18 protein-coding genes are annotated in these 14,923 nt (G+C 65.8%); 12 read left to right on the top strand and 6 right to left on the bottom strand.

Annotated elements, in window-relative coordinates; translation table 11 throughout:
- Window positions 1–48: 48 nt before the first annotated feature.
- Window positions 49–1,200 (top strand): DUF3095 domain-containing protein, encoded by a 1,152-nt coding sequence (locus tag I6F17_RS17025; protein ID WP_036036577.1) that lies wholly within the window; start codon window positions 49–51, stop codon window positions 1,198–1,200.
- On the opposite strand, the gene I6F17_RS17020 is transcribed toward I6F17_RS17025, so the two are convergent.
- The 3 genes from I6F17_RS17020 to I6F17_RS17010 form a co-directional block, all read right to left on the bottom strand.
- Entirely contained in the window at window positions 1,197–1,631 is a 435-nt protein-coding gene (locus I6F17_RS17020) for a DUF2147 domain-containing protein (protein ID WP_225130125.1), read from the bottom strand. The genes I6F17_RS17025 and I6F17_RS17020 overlap by 4 nt on opposite strands.
- 109 nt (window positions 1,632–1,740) lie before the next feature.
- A complete protein-coding gene (locus I6F17_RS17015) occupies window positions 1,741–3,126 on the bottom strand; it encodes an MATE family efflux transporter (RefSeq protein ID WP_225130126.1) in 1,386 nt (461 codons plus the stop codon).
- 82 nt (window positions 3,127–3,208) lie between these two features.
- Window positions 3,209–3,736 (bottom strand): GNAT family N-acetyltransferase, encoded by a 528-nt coding sequence (locus tag I6F17_RS17010; protein ID WP_225130128.1) that lies wholly within the window; start codon window positions 3,734–3,736, stop codon window positions 3,209–3,211.
- 245 nt (window positions 3,737–3,981) lie between these two features.
- On the opposite strand from I6F17_RS17010, the gene I6F17_RS17005 reads away from it, so the two are divergent.
- The 11 genes from I6F17_RS17005 to I6F17_RS16955 all read left to right on the top strand — a co-directional run bounded on the left by I6F17_RS17005 (window position 3,982) and on the right by I6F17_RS16955 (window position 12,041).
- Entirely contained in the window at window positions 3,982–4,578 is a 597-nt protein-coding gene (locus tag I6F17_RS17005) for a superoxide dismutase (protein WP_027573470.1), read from the top strand.
- Window positions 4,579–4,834: 256 nt separating this feature from the next.
- On the top strand, window positions 4,835–5,446 hold the full coding sequence (locus I6F17_RS17000) for a permease (protein ID WP_225130130.1): 612 nt from the start codon (window positions 4,835–4,837) through the stop codon (window positions 5,444–5,446).
- Entirely contained in the window at window positions 5,443–5,943 is a 501-nt protein-coding gene (locus tag I6F17_RS16995; RefSeq protein WP_036036588.1) for a hypothetical protein, read from the top strand. The genes I6F17_RS17000 and I6F17_RS16995 overlap by 4 nt, the downstream gene beginning before the upstream one ends.
- Window positions 5,944–5,999: 56 nt before the next feature.
- A complete protein-coding gene (locus tag I6F17_RS16990) occupies window positions 6,000–6,236 on the top strand; it encodes a hypothetical protein (RefSeq protein WP_225130132.1) in 237 nt (78 codons plus the stop codon).
- A 2-nt stretch (window positions 6,237–6,238) separates the two neighbouring features.
- Window positions 6,239–6,994: an ABC transporter ATP-binding protein gene (locus I6F17_RS16985; RefSeq protein WP_225111624.1), complete on the top strand. Its 756-nt coding sequence runs from the start codon at window positions 6,239–6,241 to the stop codon at window positions 6,992–6,994.
- A 6-nt stretch (window positions 6,995–7,000) separates the two neighbouring features.
- Window positions 7,001–7,870: a metal ABC transporter permease gene (locus I6F17_RS16980; RefSeq protein WP_225130134.1), complete on the top strand. Its 870-nt coding sequence runs from the start codon at window positions 7,001–7,003 to the stop codon at window positions 7,868–7,870.
- A gap of 2 nt (window positions 7,871–7,872) precedes the next feature.
- Entirely contained in the window at window positions 7,873–8,736 is an 864-nt protein-coding gene (locus I6F17_RS16975) for a metal ABC transporter substrate-binding protein (protein WP_225130177.1), read from the top strand.
- Between the two features lie 56 nt (window positions 8,737–8,792).
- A complete protein-coding gene (locus I6F17_RS16970) occupies window positions 8,793–9,842 on the top strand; it encodes a GTP-binding protein (RefSeq protein ID WP_036036600.1) in 1,050 nt (349 codons plus the stop codon).
- Window positions 9,842–10,861 carry a WD40 repeat domain-containing protein gene (locus I6F17_RS16965; RefSeq protein WP_225130136.1) on the top strand — a complete coding sequence of 340 codons (1,020 nt, stop codon included), beginning with the start codon at window positions 9,842–9,844 and terminating at the stop codon, window positions 10,859–10,861. Before I6F17_RS16970 ends, I6F17_RS16965 begins: the two co-directional genes overlap by 1 nt.
- A 30-nt stretch (window positions 10,862–10,891) precedes the next feature.
- Window positions 10,892–11,608, top strand: coding sequence for an MgtC/SapB family protein (locus I6F17_RS16960; RefSeq protein WP_225130138.1), 717 nt, complete (start codon window positions 10,892–10,894; stop codon window positions 11,606–11,608).
- A gap of 100 nt (window positions 11,609–11,708) precedes the next feature.
- A complete protein-coding gene (locus I6F17_RS16955) occupies window positions 11,709–12,041 on the top strand; it encodes a hypothetical protein (protein WP_036036631.1) in 333 nt (110 codons plus the stop codon).
- Window positions 12,042–12,172: 131 nt separating this feature from the next.
- Here I6F17_RS16955 and I6F17_RS16950 read toward each other — a convergent pair whose 3' ends face one another.
- The 3 genes from I6F17_RS16950 to I6F17_RS16940 form a co-directional block, all read right to left on the bottom strand.
- Window positions 12,173–13,615, bottom strand: coding sequence for a homospermidine synthase (locus I6F17_RS16950; RefSeq protein ID WP_225130140.1), 1,443 nt, complete (start codon window positions 13,613–13,615; stop codon window positions 12,173–12,175).
- A gap of 78 nt (window positions 13,616–13,693) precedes the next feature.
- Window positions 13,694–14,083: a RidA family protein gene (locus I6F17_RS16945; protein WP_225130142.1), complete on the bottom strand. Its 390-nt coding sequence runs from the start codon at window positions 14,081–14,083 to the stop codon at window positions 13,694–13,696.
- A gap of 146 nt (window positions 14,084–14,229) precedes the next feature.
- Window positions 14,230–14,817: an N-acetyltransferase gene (locus I6F17_RS16940; protein ID WP_225130144.1), complete on the bottom strand. Its 588-nt coding sequence runs from the start codon at window positions 14,815–14,817 to the stop codon at window positions 14,230–14,232.
- Between the last annotated feature and the right edge of the window lie 106 nt (window positions 14,818–14,923).

Here is a 14,923-nt window from a genome sequence, read left to right as displayed (position 1 = left end):
GATCCTGCCACGTATCTTGCTTCGCATTCCAACAGTCCGGCAATCCCGATGAGCTCAGGCGAGTCCTTCTATGGCGGCATTCCCGTCTTCCGAGGCTTCACCAGCCTGATGGATCCTGCGCTTTATGCGCCGCTGCCGGACGACTGGAGCATCGGTGTTGCCGATATCGTCGATTCGACCAAGGCGATCGCGGCGCAGCGCTACAAGGCCGTGAACATGGCGGGTGCCGCCGTGATCGCGGCGGTGACCAATGCGCTGGAGGGGCGGGAATTCCCCTTCGTGTTCGGCGGCGACGGCGCCAGCTTCGCGGTGGCGCCTGATGATGTCAAACCTGCCCGCGAAGCGCTGGCTGCGACCGCGACCTGGGTGCGCGAAGGCCTCGATCTGACCCTGCGTGTCGCCTTGGTGCCGGTCAGCGTCATTCGCGCACACGGCCTCGATGTGTGCGTCGCCCGGTTCGGGCCGTCGGCCAACCTGTCCTATGCGATGTTTTCGGGCGGCGGGCTCGCCTGGGCCGACGCCGCGATGAAGCGCGGCGAGTTTGCCGTCGATGAGGCGCCTGCCGGCACGCAGCCGGACCTTTCGGGCCTGTCGTGTCGTTTCGAGGTGATGCCGGCGGCGCGCGGCCTGATCCTGTCGGTGCTGGTGATGCCGGCGCGTGGCGTCGATCAGGTGGCCTTCCGCAGGGTGATCGAGGACATCATTCATCTCGTCGAGCGCAGCCCGGAGGGCGGCCGGCCGGTGCCGCCGCAGGGGCCCCCGCTGAAATGGCCGCCGCAGGGCGTGGAATTCGAGGCCCGAACCAGGCGCGGGGGTCCGCTGCTCGCGCGCAGAGCCAGCGTACTCGCCTATACGCTGTTCGCCTATTTCATCATGCGCTTCGACATCAAGATCGGCGGTTTCGTGCCCAGCCTCTACAAGCGGCAGGTGGTCGAGAACTCGGACTTCCGTAAATACGACGACGGCCTGCGCATGATTCTGGACTGCACGCCGCAGCTCGAGCGCGCGTTGAACGATCGTCTCAAAGCCGCTGCGCGCGAGGGCATCGTGCGCTACGGCCTCTACCAGCAGGACGCTGCAATGATGACCTGCTTCGCGCCGTCGGCGCTGCGCAGCGATCACGTCCATTTCATCGACGGCGCGCGCGGCGGCTATGCCTCGGCGGCGACGGCGTTGAAGGCGATGATGGCAGCGGGTTAGCGCCCCGCGCGCGTCCAGGTCTCACCGCCGCAGAGCGCGCCGACGCAGCCTTCGACCCGCAGCGCGTCCGCGCCAGTCAGGCTGATGTTGCTCGCATAGGTGCTGCCGTCGTCGGCATTGTAGATCTGGCCCGACCATTTGTTCGGTCCCGCCGGCTCCATGCCGCTGAACAATGGCAGGCCGATCATCGGGCGCCTGGCGAGCGCGGGATTGGGATTCTTGCTGTCGGTGGCGGGCTGGCCGGTCGCGCTGTCCATGGGCTCGCGCAGCCAGACGATGTGGCCGCAGATGCTGCCGCCGCATTTACTGATCTTGACGCGCGCATCGCCCGCCTGGGTGAGCCAGGTCCCGTCGGCGCTCTGCGCATGGGCGGAAGGCGCACTGGTCAGCGCAGCCAGAATGACGGTGAGAGCGGCGAATCTGAATGTCATGGAGAGGAGCCCTGGAATGGAGGCGCCTCCATAGCAGCAAATCGAGCGCGCGCAACGTCCGAGGGAATCACTTTTCTGAGCTTATCTGCCTGCGCCTATTTACCTGCGATCATTTGCCCCAGCGCGCGAAAGCGACCGAGGCGGCGGTCGAGAGCCCGAACACGACCATGGCGCCGCCGACCAGCGCGAACAGGGTCCAGGCCGGCGCTTGCGCGGTCATCAGTCCGATGCCGCCGATCGCGACGATCAGAAGCCGGGCCGTGGAGGCGAGCACGGGCCCGCCGACGCGTGCGGCGCCTTGCGAGGAGAAGTAAAGCGACACGCCCATGCCAAAGAACACGAAAGCCGGACCGGCCCAGTGGAAATAGTTGTGCGCGGCGGCGGTGACGCCGGGATCGCGGGTGAAGAGCCCAACCCACAGTGACGGCGCGAGCGCAACGACGAGGCCGATCAGCCCCACCGTGAGTCCCGAGGCGGCAGCTGCGGTCCAGGCCACGCGCCGCGCGCGCTTCACATGTCCGGCGCCGATCGCCATGCCGACCATCGGCACCGAGGCGATGCCGAAGGCGAAGGTGATCGGGATCAGCAGAAATTCCAGCCGCGAGCCGATACCGTAGCCCGCCAGCATCTCGGTGCCGAAGGTCGCGAGGATCTTCGTGAAGATCAGAATGGTGAGCACGGTCTGCAGCGGCGACAGGCAGGCCACCGCGCCGACTTTGAGAATGTCCAGGAACATCGCGCGCTCGAAATGAAAGGCGCGGACATCCAGCGGCAGGCGGCTGCGCCCCGACAACAGATACCAGACTAAGAAGATCGCCGCGCAGCTGAACGCGATCAGCTGCCCGCTCGCCACGCCCGGCATGCCGAATTGCGGCACTCCGAACAGGCCGAGCCCCAGCGTGCCGCCGAGCACGATCTGCAGCGCGCTCGCGCCGATCAGAATCATCGAAGGCAGGCGCATGTCGCCGGTACCGCGGATCACCGAGGCCAGCGTGTTGACGAGCCAGATCGCGACCGCGCCGGAGAACAGCACCTGCGAATAGCCGCTGGCCTCCTCGAGCACGCGCTCGCGTCCGCCGAGCAGCGCGAAGAAGGAGCGGCCGAAGGCGAGCATCATCACCGTGAAGAACAGCCCGCCGCAAAGGCCGATGATGGCGGCATGCAGCGCCAGCGTCGCGGCGCGGTCGCGATCCCCTGCGCCGAGGGCGCGGCTGATTGCGGACGAGACGCCGCCGCCCATCGCGCCCGCGCTCATCATCTGCGTCAGCATCGCGAACGGAAACACCAGCGCGATCGCGGCGAGCGGGATGGTGCCGAGCCGGCCGATATAGGAGGTCTCAGCCACTGCGACGAGCGTGCTGCCGACCATCGCGATCATGTTGGGGATCGCGAGCCGCAGCAGCGTCGGCAGGATCGGCGCGGTCAGGAGGCTCGCGATGGGGGAGGCGACCGGCGCAACCGGCGGGACGGCATCTGCGGGGGCGTCGATCGTCATGTTCACCGGGCGGAAAATTAAATGATGACCGACATATTATAAGAGAATGAGCCGGCCGGCGCAGCCCTGGCTCACGCAGGGCTCACCACGGCAGGCCGCATAGGTCGATGGTGCCCAGCGTCGGCGCGCGCACGATGTGGAAGACATAGGGCGCCATGTAGGTGAACCGAATCCGCCCTTCCGGCTGTTCGCAATAGACCTCGCCTTTGAACGGCAGCCAGCTCCGGGCCTCGTAGAACGCGAAATTGTGCGGCTCGCAGACCAGTAGGGCGAACCGAACCGCCTCGTTGGCGCGCATGGTATGCACCGCCGCGTCGATCGCCACGGTCGCATAGCCACGGCCGCGCTGGTCCTCGCGCGTGGAGACGCCGCCGATGCCGCCGATATGAACCTTCTGTCCATTCCAGGTGATGGTGCGGAAGTAGATGCCGACATGGCACACGAGACCATCCTCGGGCGTCTCGACCAGCACGCGAAGATCGGCATTGGCCCATTTGACATGAGCCCAGGGCTTGCCTGCGACGAATTGCGGTGCCCAGACCGCCTGAAGTAGCGGCTCGGCCCTCGGCCACGAGGCGTCGGCGTTCAATATGTCGATCTCGATGCTCATGGCGTCGTCCTCCACAGCTCCGCTTCTTCGCGCGTTTGTTCTGTCTTAAGCGCCTCAAAGGCAATGATATTTTACAGCGAACCGCAGGTCTGATCACGGCGGCCGGGTTGCGGCGAATTTGTGCATTCAAGCAGGACGCGCCAAGTCACGCCTTTTCGCAAATTCTGAGGTATTTAATGGCCGCGGAACCTTCTATAAGGGGTGACCGTTAGAACTCGTTCCCCACCAGTTGCGGACAAGAAGCCATGACCTTTACGCTGCCCCCACTTCCTTACGCCTATGACGCCCTCGGCCAGTACATGTCGAAGGAGACGCTGGAATATCACCACGACAAGCATCATCAGGCCTACGTCACCAACGGCAACAACGCGCTCAAGGGGACCGAATGGGAAGGCAAGTCCCTTGAAGAGATCGTCAAGGGCTCGTTCGGCAAGAACCCCGCGGTGTTCAACAACGCCGGCCAGCACTACAACCACATCCACTTCTGGAGCTGGATGAAGCCCAATGGCGGCGGCACCAAGCTGCCGGGCAAGCTCGAGAAGAAGATCAACGAGGACCTCGGCGGCTTCGAGAAGTTCAAGACCGACTTCCAGGCGGCCGGCGTCGGCCAGTTCGGCTCCGGCTGGTGCTGGCTCCAGGTCAAGAACGGCAAGCTCGAGATCTCCAAGACCCCGAACGGCGAGAATCCGCTGGTGCACGGCGCCACACCGATCCTCGGCTGCGACGTCTGGGAGCACTCCTACTACATCGACTATCGCAATCGCCGTCCCGACTATCTCAAGGCGTTCGTCGAGAACCTCGTGAACTGGGAATACGTGGAGTCCCTGTTCGAGAAGGCGTGACGATGTCATTCCGGGGCGCGCGAAGCGCGAGCCCGGAATCCATTTGTCCGCTCGGGTGACGCCCGATGGATTCCGGGCTCGGTGCTGACGTGCCCCCCGGAATGACAGAAACAAAGGCGGTCGCAGGCGCGACCGCCTTTTTGCTGTGCGGAATTGCCCTGCGTGGCGCGCGCATGGGTCTGTCGTCACACCGTTTGCATCGCATCGGCGGCGCCCTTAATCAGGACGGGCCTCACCCTCGAGCGACTCTAGCCCGTTGTCAGAACCTTCCCCGAACCATCCGGCGCCTTCCGGCGACGCCGAATCCGAGCCGCGGCCGGGCCGGGTCCGCAAGCCGATCGGCTGGTCGACCGTCATCATCGCAGCTCTGGCGGCGGTGAGTGCTGCACTGGTCTGGCGGCGGGACGGCACTGACGGCGTTCTGGACATCCTCACCCACGATCTCTCGCTGTTCTCGGGCATCCTGCCGCGCGTGCTCGCCGGCTGCCTGCTCGGGGCCTTCATCTCGGAGATCTTGCCGCACGAGAAGGTCTCGCGCTCGCTCGGGCCGAAATCCGGCCTGATGGGCCTGCTGATCGGCACCGCCTTCGGCGCAATTCTGCCCGGCGGTCCCTTCACCGCCTATCCGGTCGCGAGCGCACTGCTCGCGGTCGGCGCCGATTTCGGCGCCACCATCGCCATGGTCGTGAGCTGGACGCTGATCGGTTATGGCCGGGCGGTCGCCTGGGAAATCCCGATCATGGGCACCGATTTCACGCTGTGGCGGATCGTGATCTCGCTGCCGCTGCCGGTGCTCGCCGGCGCCCTCGGCCGCTTCGTCTATGTCAGGCTCTATCCGAAGCCGCTCGCGAAGGACGACGAGAGTTGAGCGCAGCGCTTCTGATCGACATCCTGCTGTGGGGCTCGGTGCTTGGCGTCGGGCTGATCGCCTTTCGTCGTGGGCGCCCGGTGTTCGTGGCCTCGCTGCGCGAAGGCACGATGGATTTCGTCAACATCGTGCCGCGGATTGCGCTCGGCGTGATCGGCTCCGGCTATATCGCCGCCATCATCCCGCAGGAGGTGATTACCGGCTGGCTCGGCCCGGATAGCGGCTGGCTCGGGGTCGCCACCGCCGTGGTCGCCGGCGCCGCCACGCCCGGCGGCCCGGTGGTCGGCTTCTCCATCGGCACGGTGGCGCTGAAGTCGGGCGGCGGGGTGCCGCAGGTGGTCGCCTATGTCGTCGCCTGGGCGCTATTCGCCTTCCAGCGGGTGATCTTGTGGGAGATCCCGTTCATGCCTGCCCGTTTCGTCTGGTTCCGCTGCGCCGTCTCGGTGCCTTTCCCATTCGTGGCGGCCGCCATCGCCATGGTGATTGGCAAGCCTTGAAGCGGGATGTCAGTCCGGCCGTGGACAGGCGTAATGTTATAATATAACGTCCGCAAATGGCTCCCGCCGCGTCCCACGCCCACCAGCACGACCATGCTCATGGCCATTCCCACGGCCACGGGCATCCGCATGGGCACGATCACACCCATGCCCGCGTCCACGATGCGACCTCGCCGCATCCGGCCCAGGCCGCGCCCTGGTCGATCCTGCGCATGACCATGGCGGGCCGTGTCGCGGCCGCGCTCGCGGTCTGTGCTGTGCTGTGGGGCATCGTCTTGCTGGCGATGAGGTGACGATGGCAGCGCTGCACTTTCACAACGTCACGCTCGGCTATGACCGGCACCCCGCCGTGCATCATCTCAGCGGCGAGGTCGCGCCGGGCGCGCTGGTCGCCGTGATCGGCCCGAATGGCGCCGGTAAATCGACGCTGTTGCGCGGCATCGTCGGCATCCTCAAGCCGCTCGACGGCACGATCCATCTCGGCGGGCTCGACGCCCGCGACATCGCCTATCTGCCGCAGAGCGCGGAGATCGACCGCAGCTTCCCGATCTCGGTGTTCGATTTCATCGGCACCGGGCTGTGGCGTGGCACAGGCCTGTTCGGCGGCATCGGCAAGGCCGCGCGCGACAAGATTCTCCGGGCAATCGGAGCAGTTGGCCTCAGCGGTTTTGAGAACCGCCCGATCGGCACGCTCTCCGGCGGTCAGATGCAGCGCGTGCTGTTCGCCCGTGTGCTGCTCCAGGATGCCAGCCTGATCGTGCTCGACGAGCCCTTCAACGCCATCGACAGCAAGACCACCGCCGATCTGCTCGCGCTGGTGAAGCGCTGGCACGGCGAGGGCCGTACCGTGCTCGCCGCGCTGCACGACATGGAGATGGTGCGCAACCACTTCGCCGAAACGCTGGTGCTGGCGCGCGGCCCGGTCGCGTGGGGCCCGACGGCGGAGGTGCTGACGCCGGAAAATCTGCTGGTCGCGATGCGAATGTGCGAGGCCTTCGACGACAGCGCGGCGGCCTGCGCGGCCGATGATATCAGCTCGCGGGCGGCCTGATATCCGATGCTCTATGACGCGCTGATCGGTCCGTTCACCGAATTCGAGTTCATGCGGCGCGCGCTCGCCGCGGTGATCGCGTTGGCGCTGGCGGGGGCGCCGATCGGCGTGTTCCTGATGCTGCGGCGGATGAGCCTCGTCGGCGACGCCATGGCGCACGCGATCCTGCCTGGCGCGGCGGTTGGTTTCCTGCTCTCCGGCCTCAATCTGTTCGCGATGACGGCCGGCGGCCTGGTCGCCGGCTTTGCCGTCGCGATCCTCGCTGGCGTGGTCGCACGCTCGACCGGGCTGAAGGAGGACGCCTCGCTCGCGACCTTCTATCTCGCTTCGCTTGCGCTCGGCGTCACCATCGTCTCGATCAAGGGCACCAACATCGATCTCCTGCACGTGTTGTTCGGCAACATCCTCGCAATGGACGATCAGACGCTGTTGGTGGTCGCCTTCAACGCCACGGTGACGCTGCTGGTGCTCGCGGTGATCTACCGCCCGCTGGTGATCGAGAGCGTCGATCCCCTGTTCCTGCGCACCGTGAGCCGCGCCGGCGGCCCCGCCCATCTCGCCTTCCTCGCGCTGGTCGTCATCAACCTCGTCAACGGCTTTCAGGCGCTGGGCACGCTGCTGGCGGTGGGCCTGATGATCCTGCCTGCGGGCATCGCAAGGTTCTGGTCGCGCGATCTCACCGCGATGATCTGCATCGCCGTCATGGCTGCAGGGGTCTCCGGCTATGCCGGCCTCGTGCTCTCGTTCCAGACCCGCGTGCCCTCGGGCCCTGCGATCATTCTGGTGGCGACGGTGCTCTACATCGCCTCTGTCCTGTTCGGCCGCGTCGGCGGCATCGTCCGGCAGCTGTTTCCCGGCCGGCATCTGGAAGCATGACGATGCGGCTCATCCTGCTTTGTGCGCTGTTGCTGATCGCCTCGCCGCTGCAGGCCGCGGAACGGCTCAACGTGGTCGCGAGCTTTTCGATCCTCGGCGATTTCGTCCGCAATGTCGGTGGTGACCGCGTCAACCTGACGACGCTGGTCGGGCCCGACAGCGACGTCCACGTCTATACGCCGGCCCCTGCCGATGCCAAGCGGGTCGCGGCGGCGAAGCTCGTCATCGTCAACGGGCTCGGGCTGGAGGGCTGGCTGCCGCGCCTCGTGCAATCCGCGGGCAGCAAGGCCAAGGTGATCACCGCAAGCGCCGGCATCGCGCCGTTGAAATTGGGTTCGGCCGCTGATCCCCACGCCTGGCAATCCATCCCGAACGCCAAGATCTACGTCACCGACATTGCGAGCGCGCTCGCCACGGCCGCTCCTGACGATGCGGAGTTCTTCCGCGCCCAGGCCAAGGCCTATCTGGAAAAGCTCGAAACACTGGACCGCGAGGTCCGCGACGCTGTCGCAAAAATCCCGCCGGAGCGGCGCAAGGTGATCTCCACGCATGACGCCTTCGGCTATTTCTCCAGCGAATACGGTATCCGGTTCATCGCCCCCCGGGGCGTCTCCACGGAGACCGAGCCGAGCGCGCGAGATATCGCCGCCATCATCGGCCAGATCAAGGTCCAGAAAATCCCGGCCGTGTTCCTTGAAAATATCAGCGACGATCGCCTGATCCGGCGGATCGCCGCCGAGACCGGCGCCAGGGTCGGTGGCACCCTGGTTTCGGACGGTTTGACCGGCGAAAAGGGCCCTGCACCCACTTACATTGACATGGTCAGGCACAATATAAAGGCCCTGACCAGCGCGCTTGACCATTAGGGCAGGGGCCACCCCGCCTCGCGTCGCGCGAAAAAGCCTTGAAGTCCGGAGTTGTTATGTCTGACGCGACCTCCCAAAAGATTCCCGTGACCGTGCTGACCGGCTATCTCGGCGCCGGCAAGACCACGCTGCTCAACCGCATCCTGTCGGAGAACCACGGCAAGAAATACGCCGTCATCGTCAACGAATTCGGCGAGATCGGGATCGACAACGACCTCATCATCGGCGCCGATGAGGAAGTGTTCGAGATGAACAACGGCTGCATCTGCTGCACCGTACGAGGCGACCTCGTCCGCATCATGGACGGCCTGATGAAGCGCAAGGGCAAGTTCGACGCCATCATCGTCGAGACCACCGGTCTTGCCGATCCGGCGCCCGTCGCCCAGACCTTCTTCGTCGACGAGGACGTGCAGAAGAACGCCCGGCTCGATGCGGTCGTGACGGTCGCCGACGCCAAATGGCTGTCCGACCGGTTGAAGGATGCACCCGAGGCCAAGAACCAGATCGCCTTTGCCGACGTCATCGTCCTGAACAAGACCGACCTCGTCAACAAGGGCGAACTCGCCGAGGTCGAGGCCCGCATCCGCGGCATCAATCCTTATGCGAAGCTCCATCGCACCGAGCGCTGCGCGGTGGCGCTGGCCGACGTGCTCGATCGCGGCGCGTTCGACCTCGACCGCATCCTCGACATCGAGCCTGATTTCCTGGAGGCCGACGATCATGACCACGATCATGATCATCACCATCATCACGGCCACGATCACCATCATCATGATCACGGCCACGGCCTGAAGCACTATCACGACGAGGAGATGCAATCGCTCTCGCTCAAGACCGACAAGCCGCTCGATCCCAACGTGTTCATGCCGTGGCTGCAGAACCTGGTGCAGGTCGAGGGCGGCAAGATTCTGCGCTCCAAGGGCATCCTCGCCTTCCACGACGACGACGACCGCTACGTCTTCCAGGGCGTCCACATGATGCTGGAGGGCAACCACCAGCGGAAGTGGAAGGAGGGCGAGCCGCGCGAGAGCCGCCTCGTCTTCATCGGCCGCGAATTGCCCGAAGAGGCGATCCGCAAGGGTTTCGAGAGCTGCATCGTCTCGTGATGAAAGAGTTTACGCCAGCGTCCGAATCCGCTTCGATCGTCTCCGTTACCGACCGCGTCAAGCCCATTGCGCTCGGCATGGCAGTGACCTCGGTGCATTTCCTGAAGGATCGCGCCGCCTTCGTCGGCGGCGAGGAGAACGTCGCATTCGTCGATGCCAATTGCGAGATCACCACGGTCGCCGTGCATAGCGGCGGCATTCTCTCGACGGCTGCCGACGGCAAGCGCCTCGTCATGGGCGGCGACGACGGCAAGGTCGTCTCGCTCGATGCCAAGGGCGAGGTGACACTGCTCGCCACCGATCCCAAGCGGCGCTGGATCGACGCGGTGGCGCTGCACGCCGACGGCGCCTTCGCCTGGTCAGCCGGCAAGACCGCGACCGTCAAGAGCGGCAAGGCCGAGGAGAAATCGATCGACGTGCCCTCGACCGTCGGCGGCCTTGCCTTCGCGCCGAAGGGCCTGCGGCTTGCAATCGCGCATTACAACGGCGTGACGCTGTGGTTTCCGAACATGGCGGGATCGGCCGAATTCCTGCCCTGGGCCGGCTCGCATCACGCGGTCACCTTCAGCCCCGACAACAAGTTTCTCGTGACAGCGATGCACGAGCCGGCGCTGCACGGCTGGCGGCTCGCCGACAACAGGCACATGCGCATGACCGGCTATCCCGGCCGCGTCCGCTCGATGTCGTGGAGCGCCGGCGGCAAGGGGCTGGCGACCTCCGGCGCCGACACGGTGATCATCTGGCCGTTCGGCAGCAAGGACGGTCCGATGGGGAAGGAGCCCGCGATGCTCGCCCCGCTGCAGGCGCGCGTCTCCGCGGTCGCCTGTCATCCCAAGAACGACATTCTCGCCGCCGGTTATAGCGACGGCACCGTGCTGCTGGTCCGGCTGGAGGACGGCGCGGAGATCCTGGTCCGCCGCAATGGCATGCCGCCCGTGGCCGCGCTCGCCTGGAACGCCAAAGGCACGCTGCTGGCTTTTGCCGACGAAAATGGGGACGGCGGTCTGCTCGAGCTTTAGTCTGTCATGGTTCCCGCCGTATAGGCAACCATGCGATTTCTGACGACCTTCCAGCTTGCCGATTTTGGCGACACCCTGGTCAGCCTGATCACGGCTTTCGTGCTGGGCACCTTGATCGGCGCCGAACGGCAATACCGCCAGCGCACCGCGGGGCTGCGCACCAACGTGCTGGTCGCGGTGGGCGCTGCCGCCTTCGTCGATCTCGCCATGCAGCTGAATGGCGCCGACGGCGCGGTCCGGGTGATCGCCTATGTCGTCTCGGGCATCGGCTTCCTGGGAGCCGGCGTCATCATGAAGCAGGGCATGGACGTGCGCGGGCTCAACACCGCGGCGACCCTGTGGGCCTCGGCCGCGGTCGGCTCCTGTGCCGGCGCCGACATGATCGCGCAGGCGGCCGCGCTGACCGTGTTCGTCATCTCCGGCAACACCATGCTGCGCCCGCTGGTCAACGCCATCAACCGCATCCCGCTGAATGAGAAGGCGCTGGAGGCGACCTACTATTTCAAGCTCGCAGTTGCGGCCGACGCCTTGCCCGACATGCGCGACCGCCTCGTCGACAAGCTCGAAGCGGCGAAATATGCCGTGGCCGATATCGAAGTCGCCGAGATCAGCGAGGATATTCTGGAGATCGCCGCCAAGCTGGTTGCGACCGCGGTCGACCCGAATGAGCTGAACGCGGTCGCGACCGATCTGCAGCATCTGCCAGGGGTCCGGCATGCAACATGGGAAGTCAGCACGACGGAGTAGCGCGGCGTTTTGGCGCGTGCGGGTGGGTTCCGCGCGTTTTCGGTCCCGGAACCGGCGCGCCCCAGTTTCGTTGATTCCGCGAACAAAGGCGGTGATCGACATGCCCGGCCGAGATGACAAGCGTAGACTGAAGCTCAACCTGACAATCGCCGGTGCGCTGTTCGCAGCAGGCGTTGCGGTGTCGGTGATGTCCCTGGCGCAGATCCGCGCCGAAAGCCGCATGCAGCTGGCGCAGGCGACGCCCCCGCTCCAGGGCACCCCGTCCGACGAACAGAGCAAGGTGCCCGCGGAGGCGAAGCCCGGCGGTGATCGCCCGACGACGCCGGCCCCCGAGCCGGCACGGCCGGATCCGCAGACTCAGGGCGCGGCGACCAGGCCAGCGCTACCGCCAGCGCCGGCCGAGAAGATCGCGCCGCCCATGGAGAAGAAGTAGTTTTTTTCCGGTCATCCGGGGCGCGCGAAGCGCGAACCCGGAATCCATTTACCCGCAGAGTCTGCCGCCCGATGGATTCCGGGCTCGCGCCAAGTGGCGCTCCCCGGAATGAGGGGCGGAGAGAGCCCCCCTCACCGCACCAGTATATTCCGGAACTGCCAGGGATCGCTGGTGTCGATGTCCTCCGGGAACAGTCCCGGACGATCCGTCAGCGGCGTCCAGTCGGTATAAAAGCCCTTCACCGGGCCGAGATAGGGCAACTGAATTTCGAGCAGGCGCTCGAAATCCATCTCGTCGGCCTCGACGATGCCTTCGTTCGGGTTCTCCAGCGCCCAGACCATGCCGCCGAGCACGGCGGAGGTCACCTGCAGGCCGGTGGCGTTCTGGTAGGGCGCGAGCTCGCGGGTCTCTTCGATGGAGAGCTGCGAGCCGAACCAATAGGCGTTCTTGTCATGGCCGAACAGCAGCACGCCGAGCTCGTCGATGCCGTCGACGATCTCGTTCTCGTCGAGGATGTGGTGCTTCTCCTGCATCTTCCCGGCGCGGCCGAACATTTCATGCAGCGACAGCACGGCATCGTCAGCCGGATGGTAGGCGTAGTGGCAGGTCGGCCGGTAGATCGCCTTGCCCGAGGCGTCGCGCACCGTGAAGTAATCGGCGATCGAGATCGACTCGTTGTGGGTGACGAGGAAGCCATACTGGGCGCCGCGGGTCGGGCACCAGGTGCGCACGCGCGTGTTGGCGCCCGGCTGCATCAGATAGATTGCAGCGCCGCAGCCGGCTTCATGGGTATGCGCATTCTCCGGCATCCATTTCTCGTGGGTGCCCCAGCCGAGCTCGGATGGCTGCATGCCTTCCGACAGGAAGCCTTCCACCGACCAGGTGTTGACGAAGACGTCGGGCTCCTTCGGCTTCTTCGAGCGCTGGGTGTCGCGCTCGGCGATGTGGATGCCCTTGATGCCGGCCTGCCGCATCAAATCCGCCCATTCGCCCTTGGTCTTCGGCCTGGGCGCATTGAGCTTCAGGTCGGCGGCGACATTGAGCAGCGCCTGCTTGACGAAGAAGGAGACCATGCCGGGATTGGCGCCGCAGCAGGAGACCGCCGTGGTCGAGCCGGCGGGACGGGCCTTCTTGGCGGCCAGCGTGGTTTCGCGCAGCGCGTAATTGGAGCGCGCTTCGGGGCCCTTAGAGGAATCGAAATAGAAGCCCAGCCAGGGCTCGTTGACGGTGTCGATGTAGAGCGCGCCGAGCTCGTTGCAGAGCTCCATGATGTCGGTCGAGCCGGTATCGACCGACAGATTGACGCAAAAGCCCTGGCCGCCGCCCTCGGTGAGCAGCGGGGTCAGCACCTCGCGGTAATTGTCCTTGGTCAGCCCCTTCTGGATGAAGCGGACATTGTGCTTCTCGCAAAGCGCCTTGCGGCCCTCGTCCTTGGGATCGAGCACCGTGATGCGCGACTTGTCGTAGTCGAGATGCCGCTCGATCAGGGGCAGCGTGCCTTTGCCGATGGAGCCGAAGCCGACCATGACGATGGGGCCGGTGATCTTCGCGTAGATCTGCGAGGGAGGGCTCATGGGATGGATTCTCCGGAACGTGCTGGCAGTGAGGGATGGATCAGGCGCTGCGGCGCTTGTCAGATGCTGCGGCGCTTTTTAGGTGCCGCGGCGCTTGGCGGTGACTTCGATCTCGACCTTCATCTCGGGCCTGGCGAGGGCATTGACGACCAGCAGCGTCGCCGCCGGCCTGATGTCGCCGAGGACCTCGCCGCAGACGGCGAAGTGGGCATCGATATAGCTGGCGTCGGTCACGTAATAGGTCGCACGGACGATATCGGCCATCTCGAATCCGCCCTCCTTCAGGGCGGCTTCGATGGTCTTGAAGCAGTTGCGTGACTGGCTCGTGACATCTGATGGCATCGTCATCGTGGTGTAGTCGTAGCCGGTGGTTCCCGCGACGAAGGCGAACTCGCCGTCGATCACGGCACGGCTGTAGCCGACGGTCTTCTCGAGCGGGGAGCCGGTGGAGATCAGGCGACGGGACATCGGTCTGGGCCTCGACTAAAGGGGTGTTTCGCGGGGTTAAAGGGCGTTTCCGGCGCCTGCGCAACCCCAAAGGAACGGGCCCGCAGGCGCGGCCTGGCGTTGCCGCTCGTCGATGCGGCTTAGGTCGTCGCTACAGGAGCGATCCCTCAGGCCGCGTGCGCCTCAGGCGCGCGAACCGACCTCCGTTTGGGCAGGGCCGCGCCGGTCGGGACGATCATCCCTTGGGCGCCATCGAGCGCACCTTCCGTGAACTCGATCGCCAGCAGGCGGTCGCGCTCGAACGGGCCAGGCAGCGACAGCTCGGCGGTCTTCTCGGTGGAGAAGCCGAAACGGGCGTAATAGGGGGCATCGCCGAGCAGGATCACGGCGTCATGCCCGCGCGCCCGGGCGGCAGCCAGCGCTTGTTGCATCAGCGCGGCGCCGATCCCGAGCTCGCGGCAGGCAGGGTCGACCGCCAGCGGTCCGAGGACCAGAGCGGGCCTGCCTCCGGCGCTGACATGCCACAGCCGCACGGTTCCCACGAGCTTGCCCTCGCGCATCGCCGACAGGGCAAGGCCTGTCGCGGGCGCGCGTCCGTCGCGCAGGCGCTGGCAGGTGCGGCCATGGCGGGTCTCGCCAAAGCAGGCATCGAGCAGCGCTTCGCGCGTCGCGACGTCGGCAGCACGTTCCGCACGGATCACGAACGGAGCGGCTTTCGAGGTGAGGGCAACTTGCGGCTTCCGAGGAGCAGTCATGGCACGTCAGTCCCCGCTTGAACCGGCGTGCGCGCAGCACGCCTGTCCAAGACGTCGTCAGAAATCGAAATTTGAGGGAGGAGCCGGCAAGCCGGCTCCCGGGTTC

It is taken from the genome of Bradyrhizobium sp. NBAIM18 (assembly GCF_020193825.1).
Lineage (GTDB): Bacteria > Pseudomonadota > Alphaproteobacteria > Rhizobiales > Xanthobacteraceae > Bradyrhizobium > Bradyrhizobium yuanmingense.
The sequence above is the reverse complement of the archived record's forward strand: the minus strand, read 5'-3'. Positions and strand labels throughout refer to the sequence as shown.

What these genes read in the sequence shown, in the direction of transcription:
- I6F17_RS17025 (WP_036036577.1), top strand. Translation starts at nt 49, where the DNA reads ATGAGCTCAGGCGAGTCCTTCTATGGCGGCATTCCCGTCTTCCGAGGC.
- I6F17_RS17020 (WP_225130125.1), bottom strand. Translation starts at nt 1,631, where the DNA reads ATGACATTCAGATTCGCCGCTCTCACCGTCATTCTGGCTGCGCTGACC.
- I6F17_RS17015 (WP_225130126.1), bottom strand. Translation starts at nt 3,126, where the DNA reads ATGACGATCGACGCCCCCGCAGATGCCGTCCCGCCGGTTGCGCCGGTC.
- I6F17_RS17010 (WP_225130128.1), bottom strand. Translation starts at nt 3,736, where the DNA reads ATGAGCATCGAGATCGACATATTGAACGCCGACGCCTCGTGGCCGAGG.
- I6F17_RS17005 (WP_027573470.1), top strand. Translation starts at nt 3,982, where the DNA reads ATGACCTTTACGCTGCCCCCACTTCCTTACGCCTATGACGCCCTCGGC.
- I6F17_RS16990 (WP_225130132.1), top strand. Translation starts at nt 6,000, where the DNA reads ATGGCTCCCGCCGCGTCCCACGCCCACCAGCACGACCATGCTCATGGC.
- I6F17_RS16985 (WP_225111624.1), top strand. Translation starts at nt 6,239, where the DNA reads ATGGCAGCGCTGCACTTTCACAACGTCACGCTCGGCTATGACCGGCAC.
- I6F17_RS16980 (WP_225130134.1), top strand. Translation starts at nt 7,001, where the DNA reads ATGCTCTATGACGCGCTGATCGGTCCGTTCACCGAATTCGAGTTCATG.
- I6F17_RS16975 (WP_225130177.1), top strand. Translation starts at nt 7,873, where the DNA reads ATGCGGCTCATCCTGCTTTGTGCGCTGTTGCTGATCGCCTCGCCGCTG.
- I6F17_RS16970 (WP_036036600.1), top strand. Translation starts at nt 8,793, where the DNA reads ATGTCTGACGCGACCTCCCAAAAGATTCCCGTGACCGTGCTGACCGGC.
- I6F17_RS16965 (WP_225130136.1), top strand. Translation starts at nt 9,842, where the DNA reads ATGAAAGAGTTTACGCCAGCGTCCGAATCCGCTTCGATCGTCTCCGTT.
- I6F17_RS16960 (WP_225130138.1), top strand. Translation starts at nt 10,892, where the DNA reads ATGCGATTTCTGACGACCTTCCAGCTTGCCGATTTTGGCGACACCCTG.
- I6F17_RS16955 (WP_036036631.1), top strand. Translation starts at nt 11,709, where the DNA reads ATGCCCGGCCGAGATGACAAGCGTAGACTGAAGCTCAACCTGACAATC.
- I6F17_RS16950 (WP_225130140.1), bottom strand. Translation starts at nt 13,615, where the DNA reads ATGAGCCCTCCCTCGCAGATCTACGCGAAGATCACCGGCCCCATCGTC.
- I6F17_RS16945 (WP_225130142.1), bottom strand. Translation starts at nt 14,083, where the DNA reads ATGTCCCGTCGCCTGATCTCCACCGGCTCCCCGCTCGAGAAGACCGTC.
- I6F17_RS16940 (WP_225130144.1), bottom strand. Translation starts at nt 14,817, where the DNA reads ATGACTGCTCCTCGGAAGCCGCAAGTTGCCCTCACCTCGAAAGCCGCT.